Below are 8,269 nucleotides of genomic sequence, written 5' to 3' on the forward strand. Positions count from 1 at the left end.
TCAACGAAACGTCCAATCCGGCATAGTACTTCATGGCTGCTCTCCTTAACGCTTCTTGTGGCTGGAACATCCAGACCACGTTCCAAAAGCTCGGAGAGTAGCCACCCTCAGCGCCGATTACCCCATCTCTGTGGTCAATTCCCCGTGCTTCAACTGGCTGCGCCCTTGAAGATGTGCGCATCCCTTAGCATCAAGGGGTGGAGGGCGAGGGAGGGGGTTTTCTATGGCGGCCGTTCCCCCTACCGCGCCGCCGGCAGCGCCGGCTGGACCGGGGCGCGCAGGCGTTTGCGGCGGCTGGCCGAGACGGCGTAGATCTGCTTGCCCGCCTCGACCACCAGGACGCCGGCGAAGGGCCGGCCCCAGCGCTGGCCCAGGCGCTCGACGGTGGGGGCGAAGCGCAGCATGGCCCGCGACCGGCTGGGCGGCATATAAAGCGCCGCCGAAACCACGGTGGGCGAGAACATGGTCTCGCGCAGCAAGCCGGTGAGCTGCCCCGGCGTGAAGGGGTGGCCGTGGCCAAAGGGGGTGCTGTCGAAACGGGCCCAGATGCCGCGCCGGTTCGGCACCACCGCCAGCAGCCGGCCGCCGGCCGCCAGCACGCGCCAGATCTCGCGCAACATGGGCCGCACCTGTTCGCTGTTCTCCAGGCCGTGGACCAGCAGCAAGCGGTCGATGCTGGCGTCCTCGAAGGGCAGCTCGGTGTCGTCGCTGAGCGCCACCAGGCTGGCGCCGTCGGGCGGCCAGTGCAGCACGCCTTGCGAGGCCGGCATGACGGCGAATACCCGCTCGGCCTCGTCGACGAAGGGCCTGAGATAGGGCGTGGCGTAGCCCAGCCCCATCAGGCTGAGGCCGCCCACTTGGGGCCAGATCTGGCGCAAGCGCCGGCGCACCAGACGCCGCGCCACCTGTCCGGCGCGATCCTCGTAGAATTGGTTCAAGTCGATGACGTCAGGTCGCATGACGGTTCCATGGTAGCAGATCGTAGTAAAGTTGGTGCCCTGGCTCGATTAGGGGAATTCCCCGGTTTTGTCCGGATGCCGATTTTCGGTGGTGCGAAAGGCGCATTTTGGTGCCATATTCGGGCCACGAGCGTATCGCGGAGCTTATGGCCATGCCCAAAGTCGAAATCGAGCAGTTTTCCGCCGCCCGGGATACCTATTCCTTCCTGGTGCGCCACCGCGCCAGCAAGTCGGCGGCCATCATCGATCCCAGTTTTAGCGGTCCCACCGTCGAAGCCGTCAGTCAGTTGGGCTGGCGCCCGGTATACATCCTCAACACCCATCACCACGATGACCAGGTGGGCGGCAACCGGGACCTCAAGCAGGCCTTCGGGCTGCGGGTCTGCGGCCCCGCCCTGGAAGCCGACAAGATCCCCGGTATCGACCGCAAGCTTTCGGGCGGTGATATCTTCAAGCTGGGCGAGGCCGAGGCCAAGGTGATCGACGTGGGTGGCCACACGGTGGGCCATCTCGCCTATTGGTTCCACCGCACCAATGCGCTGTTCTGCGGCGATGCCTTGCTGGTGCTGGGCTGCGGCCGCCGCCTCGAGGGCTCGGCGGCGCAGATGTGGGAATCGTTGAAAAGGCTGCGTGAATTGCCGCCGGAGACCCAGATCTACTGCGCCCACGAGAACACCAAGACCAATCTCGCCTTTGCCCTCGAGATCGACCCCGGCAACCGGAAACTGGAGGAACGGATCGGAAAACTTCGCGAGGCGCTGGGCAGTGGCGGCGCCGTGCCGACGCTGTTGGCCGACGAATTGACGACCAATCCCTTCCTGCGGGCGGATGATCCCACCTTCCAGGAAGCCATCGGCATGGCCGGTGCCGATGCGGTCGAGGTTTTCGCGACGCTCAGGCGAAAGCGCGACGATTTCTGAGCCCAGGATTCCCGGCTCTGGCATGCGGCTGCACTACTCCCCGTCCTCGCCCTTTGTGCGCAAGGTCATGGCCACGGCCATCGAGCTTGGCCTCGAGGGCGGCATCGAACTCCAGCCCACGCAGGTTTGGGACCCCGCCAGCGACCTCTCGAAGGTCAATCCGCTGGGCAAGGTGCCGGCGCTACGGCTGGTTGACGGCTCCGTGCTCTACGACAGCCCGGTGATCTGCGAATACCTCGCTGCCCAGGTCCCTGAGCCGGCGCTTTTTCCGCCCGCCGGGCCGGCACGCTGGACCATGCTGCGCCGGGCCGCGCTGGCCGACGGCATCCTCGACGCCGCCGTGGGCCAGGTGGTGGAGCAGCGCCGCCGCCCCAGCGAGTTCGTCTACGCCGGCTGGTGCCAGCGCCTGGCCGCCGTCGTCGAGCGGGCGCTCGACACTTTCGAGGCCGAGGTTTCGGATCTGCCGAGGCTCGATTACGCCACGCTGACGCTGGGCGTGGCGCTGGGCTATCTCGATTTTCGTTTCGCCGAGCGCGACTGGCGGCCCGGCCGTCCGGCGCTTGAAGCCTGGAACGTGGAATTTTCCCGGCGCCCCTCGCTGGCCCGGACGGTGCCCCAGGATCCGGCCAAAGTTTCGGGCTGAGGCAAATCCCCTACCAGTCGTTGCGCAACTGGCGCAATTTCAGGAACACCTCGCGCGGCGAGGGCTCGGCCGGCAGATCGGAAAAGGTCTCACAGAGCTTGGCGATCAGGCTCGGGCTGTCGAGCCGCATGAAGGTGTTCAAGTCCTTCTCCTGGCCCAGCGTGGTGACGATGGGGGCCTGCATGTCCTGGGCCTCGGCTTCGGCCAGCAGGGCCCGGGCGGCGGCGTTGTCGGGCTCGCGGTCGAGGGTGAAGGCGAGGTTGTTGGCCAGGTAATCGTGGCCCGGATAGATGCGCGTCTGGTCGGAGAGGCGCGAAATCTGTTCGGCGAAGGTCTGGTACAAGAGCGCCGGATCGCCGCTGCCGCAGTTGCCGGCGCCGGCGTTGAAGACGGTGTCGCCGGAGATCAGGGCCGGGGTCTCGCCGTGGCCCAGGAGACAGATGTGGCAGTGCGTATGGCCCGGCGTATCCAGCACCTCGAGCTCGACGCTGCCCACCCGGACCACGTCACCGGCCGCCAGGCCCTGGTCGATGCCGGGGATCTTGTCCTTGGCCCCGTGATGCGCCAGCAGCTTGGCGCCGCTGGCCTCGATGGTGGCCTGGTTGCCGGCGATGTGGTCGCCGTGCTCGTGGGTATTGAGCACCTGGGTGATCTCCCAGCCCCGCTCCTTGGCCCGGGCCAGGCATTTCTCGTGATCCAGCGGATCGACGGCCAGGGCCTGGCCCGTGTCGGCACAGGCGATCAGGTAATTGAAGTTGCGGTAGGGGTTGTCGGTCCAGATTTGCTCGATGATCACGATTGCCTCCGTCGCTACAGGCTCGGCCTGACTCTAGTGCGATTCATGATTGCTGAACAACAGGGAGCGCGCCGCCAGCACGGCACCGCCGGTGATCAGCAGGCAGGCGGCGCCGACCTGCCAGGTGGCGGGCGCCAGACCCGCCGCCACCAGCAGCAGCGTCGACAGCAGCGGCGCCAGGTAGGAAACGGCCCCGAGAACGCGGATGTCGCCGTGCTTGACGCCATGGTCCCAAAAGAAGAATGCCGTGCCCACCGGCCCCAGGGCGAGCCCCAGCACGGCCAACCACTCGGTCCCCTGGGGCCACAGCGGCGGCTCGAGCGCCAGATGGCAAAGTGCCGCCAGCACCGCCGTGAGGCCGCAAAAGCCGCCCACCGCCTCGCTCGAGACATGGGCGAAGCGGCGCGAGAGCAAGGAGTACGACGACCAGATCAGGGCGCCGACCAGCGCAGCGCCGTAGCCCAGGGCATAACGGCCCTGAAAATCGAGTCCGCCGCGGCCCACCAGCACCAGCGTGCCGACCAGGCCCAGCAGCACACCGGCCAGGTGCCACCAGCGCAACCGCTCGCCCGGCAGGAGCGCCGAGAAGACCACGATCAAAAGCGGCCAGAGGTAGGCGATCAGGCTGGCCTCGACCGGAGGCGCGTTCTTGAGGGCGAGGAAATAGAAGAAGTGGTAGCCAAACAGGCCGCCCACGCCCAGCAGCCAGACCCGGGGCGGGTAGTCGAGATGGGCGAGCACGCCATCACCGCCGGCCAGCCAGCGCCCGCAGGCAACGATGAAGGCCAACCCGAATGCCAGCGCCATCAGCAGGAAGGGCGGCACTTGGCCGGTCTGGGCCGTCAGCAGCGCCAGCGTCGCCCACATCAGCACCGCCGCGCCGCCAATCGCGGTGGCCCGGCGGCGCGGTGCCTCAGGCGCCACGGTAGACGTCGTCGACCTCGACCTGATAGCCCTCGACCAGCCGGTTGGTCTCGTTGAACATGCCGACCACGGCCAGCAGCTCGCCCAGGGTTTCGTCGTCCATGCCCTGTTTGCGGGCCGCGGCGGTGTGCGACCAGAGGCAATATTCGCAGCCGTTGGTGGCCGATACGGCGATGGCGATCATTTCCTTGGTCAGGGGATCGAGGCGGCCGGGTTCCATCACTTCCTTGAGGCTCCGCCAGGTGCGGGCCAGCGTCGGCGGATGGCTGGCGATGGTCTTCCAGAAATTGGGCACGAAATCGATGCCGCGGCTCGACTTGATGTCGTCGTAGATCTCGCGCACCAGGCCGGTAGCGTCGGCGTCTTCGATCATCGGCACCGTAGGCATAAAGAATTCCCCCTGTGTTGGAAAGCAAAAAAGGCCCGCGAGCGGGTCGCGAGCGGGCTCAGTACATATGTTGCCCGCCGTTGATGCTCAGCGTCGAGCCGGTAATGAAGTCGGCCTCGTCGGAAGCCAGGAAAAGCACGCCCCGGGCGATGTCCTCGGCCCGGCCCAGGCGGCCGACGGGGATGCCGGCGATGATCTTCTCCAGCACCTGTGGCGGCACCGCCCGCACCATATCGGTGTCGACGTAGCCCGGCGCGATGGCGTTGACGGTGATGCCCTTGGCCGCGCCCTCCTGGGCCAGGGCCTTGGTGAAGCCGTGGATGCCGGACTTGGCGGCGGCGTAGTTGACCTGGCCGTACTGGCCGGCCTGGCCGTTGATCGAGCCGATGTTGATGATGCGCCCGAAGCTGCGCTGGCGCATGGCCTCTATGACCAGCCGCGCCAGGTTGAAGCACGAGGTCAGGTTGGTATGCACCACCGCCTCCCAGTCCTCGTAATCCATCCTGTGGATGGTGCCGTCACGGGTGATGCCGGCGTTGTTGACCAGCACCTCTATGGGCCCCAATTCCTCGGTCACCCGTTCGATGCCCTCGCGGCAGGCGCCAAAATCAGAGACGTCCCAGCGAAAGACCTTGATGCCGGTTTCCTTGGCGAAGCTCTCGGCCGCCTCGACGTTGCCGTGGTAGACCGCCGCCACTTTGTAACCGGCTTCGCTCAACATGTGCGAGATGGCGCTGCCAATGCCGCGCGTCCCGCCGGTAACCAATGCTACACGTGCCATTTTTTTGTTCCTCCCCTTGAAAAATTCAGTCGCGTTCGACGCAGAGCGCGATGCCCATGCCGCCGCCGATGCACAGCGTGGCCAGGCCCTTCTTGGCTTCGCGGCGCTGCATCTCATAGAGCAGCGTCACCAGCACCCGGGCGCCCGAGGCGCCGATGGGATGGCCGATGGCGATGGCGCCGCCGTTGACGTTGACCATGTCTGGATTCCAGCCCAGGTCCTTGTTGACGGCGCAGGCCTGGGCCGCGAAGGCCTCGTTGGCCTCCACCAGGTCGAGATCGTCGATCGACCAGCCGGCCCGTTCCAGGGCCCGGCGGCTGGCCGGGATGGGGCCGGTGCCCATGACCGCGGGATCGACCCCGGCCTGGGCCCACGAAGCAATGCGGGCCAGCGGCTGCGAGCCCCGGCGCCGGGCCTCGGCGGCGCTCATCAGCAGCAGCGCGGCGGCACCGTCGTTGATGCCCGAGGCATTGCCCGCCGTCACCGTGCCCTCCTTGTCGAAGGCCGGGCGCAGCCCGCTGAGGCTGTCGATGGTGACGCCGTGGCGGATGTATTCGTCGGCCTCGACCACGGTTTCGGCCTTGCGGGTCTTGATCGTGACGGGTGCGATTTCGGCCTCGAAACGGCCCGCCTTCTGGGCCGCTTCGGCTTTCTGTTGCGAGGCCACGGCGAAGGCGTCCTGTTCTTCGCGGCTGAGCTGGAACCGGCGCGCCACGTTCTCCGCCGTGTTGCCCATGTGGTAGCCGTTGAAGGCGTCCCAAAGGCCATCCTTGATCATGATGTCGACCATCTCGGCCGGGCCCATCTTGGTACCATTGCGCAGGTGCAGGCAGTGCGGCGCCTGGGTCATGCTTTCCTGGCCGCCGGCCAGCACGATCTCGCCCTCACCCTCGCGAATCGCCTGGGCCCCGAGGGCCACGGCGCGCAGGCCCGAGCCGCAGACCATATTGATGCCCCAGGCCGGTGTTTCGACCGGCAGCCCGGCGGCCATGGCGGCCTGGCGGGCCGGGTTCTGGCCGGCCCCGGCGGCCAGCACCTGACCGAGAATAACCTCCGTCACCGCCTCGGGTTCGACGCCGCCGCGTTCCAGCGCCGCCTCGAGGGCGACGCGTCCGAGTTCGTGGGCCGGCTGGCTGCCCAGCGAGCCGTTGAACGATCCCACCGGCGTGCGGGCGGCGCTGGCAATAAAGACATCGGTCATGGGGTTCTCCTTCCGGGGTGCTTTGTTGCGTCGCAACATAATTATTGCGCTGCACAAATCAAGTGTTTTTTGACTCCCCCGGCGACATTTGGCGGTGCAGCCAGGCGGCCAGCGGCTGCCACAGGCCGCGCTCGGCGCTCGAGCCCACCACCATGCCGATGTGGCCCGACGGTGGCGTCATGGTCTCGCTGCCGGGGATCAGGGTGACCAGGGCACGGGCCGATTCAGGCGGCACGATGCGGTCGCTGGCCGGCACCACGACCAGGCTGGGAAGTTCGAGCCGGCCGGCATCGACGAACTCGCCGGCCAGCCGCCAGAGGCCGCGGCCGGGCGTGTTCTGGCCGTACCATTCGACCAGGCACTGGCGCGCCACGCGGGCGGCCAGGGGCACGCCGTCGTTGAGCCAATCCTCCAGGGCGACGAATTCCTCAGCCCGCCGGCCGGCCTTGGGCCCCATGGCGGCGAGGCGGGCGAAGGCGCAGAACTTCTTTAGTGCCAACGTCGGGTCGAGGCTGGCGAAAAAGACCTGCAAGAGGTCGACGGGCAATTCGCCGAAGGCCTCGAGAATGGCGTCGATGGTGGCGGCGGAGCTGGCGAACAGGCGGGCCTGGGCGGCCTGGCTGGCGTGGAAATCCCAGGGCGTGGCCAACAGCGCCAGGGCGGCGAGTTGGTGCTGGCGCCTGAGCGCCAGCGCCAGCGCCAGGTTGCCGCCCATGCAATAGCCCACCACGGCGGTCGGGCCGCCGCCGGCCAGGGCCGCATCGAGAGCGGCCTCGAGGCGGCCGGCGACGTAGTCGTCGAGATCGAAGCGGCGCTCCGCCGCGCCCGGTGCGCCCCAGTCGACCAGCAGCGGCCGCAGCCCCTGGCCGGCCAGCCAGCGCAACAGGCTGCGCCCGGGCAAGAGGTCGAGTACGTAGCCGCGGTTGACCAGCGAGGGCACGAAGAGCGCCGTCGGCGCCCCTGGCTCGAGCTCGGCGCCACAGGTGCCATAGTCCAAAACCCGCGTCGTGCCCTCCTGCCAGAGCACTGGCGGCTCAGGCAGCCGGCGCCGATAGGGATGGCCGCGGTAGGCCTCGATGCCCGTCATCATGGCGCCCAGGCGGCTGATGATCTCGTGGCCCACGGCGGCCTGAAAATCGGCTGGCGCGATGTCTTGGAGAGCCTCCGCCAGTTCAGCTCCCTTGGCGCTTTGCTCCCCGCTCCAGGGCGGCCAGGCGCTGGGCACAGTCGGCAAGACGGCGAGCGAACTCAGCAAGCTGGTCGTCGCCGAGGCCAGGTGAAAAGCCAGCGGCCGTGGCCCCTGGCGGGGCTGGGGGGTCTCCGTCGCTGCCGTTGTTGGCATGGTCCCCGGCCTGGTCCTCAGCTTTGCCGCCCGCGAACAATCCGGCCAGCCCAGCGTCGGAGGCACTGGCCGCAACCTGTTCCTGCCAGAGGTCGAGGAAGGTTCGTGCCAACCTCTCGATGTCCGGCTCGTCCACCATGGTCGCAGTATAGCGGAGGCGGCCCTATGGTTGAACCCGTGCCCGCCTCTCAACATGGGTAACAGTTTTTCGTCATGACATAGGTTACAGTTTATTGGAGTTAGCGGTCAGTTTCGTCCGTCTGGTTTGCTTGATGGGCATGATGCGGTGCATTTTATTCTCTCCCTTGATGGTGC

The 8,269-nt window shown here is 67.4% G+C and carries 9 protein-coding genes; 2 read left to right on the forward strand and 7 right to left on the reverse strand.

Annotation, left to right across the window (positions count from 1 at the left end; genetic code table 11):
* Window positions 1-239: 239 nt before the first annotated feature.
* Window positions 240-959 (reverse strand): methyltransferase domain-containing protein, encoded by a 720-nt coding sequence (locus QGG75_07075; GenBank protein ID MDP6067000.1) that lies wholly within the window; start codon window positions 957-959, stop codon window positions 240-242.
* Window positions 960-1,111: 152 nt separating this feature from the next.
* Between QGG75_07075 and gloB the strand changes: the two genes are divergently transcribed.
* Both gloB and QGG75_07085 read left to right on the forward strand, forming a co-directional pair.
* Window positions 1,112-1,879 (forward strand): hydroxyacylglutathione hydrolase, encoded by a 768-nt coding sequence (gloB, locus tag QGG75_07080; protein MDP6067001.1) that lies wholly within the window; start codon window positions 1,112-1,114, stop codon window positions 1,877-1,879.
* A gap of 22 nt (window positions 1,880-1,901) precedes the next feature.
* Window positions 1,902-2,522, forward strand: coding sequence for a glutathione S-transferase N-terminal domain-containing protein (locus QGG75_07085; GenBank protein ID MDP6067002.1), 621 nt, complete (start codon window positions 1,902-1,904; stop codon window positions 2,520-2,522).
* Between the two features lie 10 nt (window positions 2,523-2,532).
* On the opposite strand, the gene QGG75_07090 is transcribed toward QGG75_07085, so the two are convergent.
* From QGG75_07090 to QGG75_07115, 6 genes are read right to left on the reverse strand one after another with little or no spacing between them, the layout of a single operon-like run.
* The gene (locus QGG75_07090; protein ID MDP6067003.1) at window positions 2,533-3,318 is read right to left on the reverse strand and encodes a hydroxyacylglutathione hydrolase; all 786 of its coding nucleotides are present in this window, start codon (window positions 3,316-3,318) and stop codon (window positions 2,533-2,535) included.
* A 33-nt stretch (window positions 3,319-3,351) separates the two neighbouring features.
* Window positions 3,352-4,185: an EamA family transporter gene (locus QGG75_07095; protein ID MDP6067004.1), complete on the reverse strand. Its 834-nt coding sequence runs from the start codon at window positions 4,183-4,185 to the stop codon at window positions 3,352-3,354.
* A 46-nt stretch (window positions 4,186-4,231) separates the two neighbouring features.
* Window positions 4,232-4,630, reverse strand: coding sequence for a carboxymuconolactone decarboxylase family protein (locus QGG75_07100; protein MDP6067005.1), 399 nt, complete (start codon window positions 4,628-4,630; stop codon window positions 4,232-4,234).
* Between the two features lie 58 nt (window positions 4,631-4,688).
* Entirely contained in the window at window positions 4,689-5,411 is a 723-nt protein-coding gene (gene phbB / locus QGG75_07105) for an acetoacetyl-CoA reductase (GenBank protein ID MDP6067006.1), read from the reverse strand.
* 25 nt (window positions 5,412-5,436) lie between these two features.
* Window positions 5,437-6,612, reverse strand: coding sequence for an acetyl-CoA C-acetyltransferase (locus tag QGG75_07110; GenBank protein ID MDP6067007.1), 1,176 nt, complete (start codon window positions 6,610-6,612; stop codon window positions 5,437-5,439).
* A gap of 58 nt (window positions 6,613-6,670) precedes the next feature.
* Window positions 6,671-7,954 carry an alpha/beta fold hydrolase gene (locus QGG75_07115; protein MDP6067008.1) on the reverse strand — a complete coding sequence of 428 codons (1,284 nt, stop codon included), beginning with the start codon at window positions 7,952-7,954 and terminating at the stop codon, window positions 6,671-6,673.
* Window positions 7,955-8,269: the final 315 nt, after the last annotated feature.

The organism is Alphaproteobacteria bacterium (assembly GCA_030740435.1).
Lineage (GTDB): Bacteria > Pseudomonadota > Alphaproteobacteria > UBA2966 > UBA2966.

What these genes read in the sequence shown, in the direction of transcription:
- QGG75_07075 (MDP6067000.1), bottom strand. Translation starts at nt 959, where the DNA reads ATGCGACCTGACGTCATCGACTTGAACCAATTCTACGAGGATCGCGCC.
- gloB (MDP6067001.1), top strand. Translation starts at nt 1,112, where the DNA reads ATGCCCAAAGTCGAAATCGAGCAGTTTTCCGCCGCCCGGGATACCTAT.
- QGG75_07085 (MDP6067002.1), top strand. Translation starts at nt 1,902, where the DNA reads ATGCGGCTGCACTACTCCCCGTCCTCGCCCTTTGTGCGCAAGGTCATG.
- QGG75_07095 (MDP6067004.1), bottom strand. Translation starts at nt 4,185, where the DNA reads ATGTGGGCGACGCTGGCGCTGCTGACGGCCCAGACCGGCCAAGTGCCG.
- QGG75_07100 (MDP6067005.1), bottom strand. Translation starts at nt 4,630, where the DNA reads ATGCCTACGGTGCCGATGATCGAAGACGCCGACGCTACCGGCCTGGTG.
- phbB (MDP6067006.1), bottom strand. Translation starts at nt 5,411, where the DNA reads ATGGCACGTGTAGCATTGGTTACCGGCGGGACGCGCGGCATTGGCAGC.
- QGG75_07110 (MDP6067007.1), bottom strand. Translation starts at nt 6,612, where the DNA reads ATGACCGATGTCTTTATTGCCAGCGCCGCCCGCACGCCGGTGGGATCG.
- QGG75_07115 (MDP6067008.1), bottom strand. Translation starts at nt 7,954, where the DNA reads ATGCCAACAACGGCAGCGACGGAGACCCCCCAGCCCCGCCAGGGGCCA.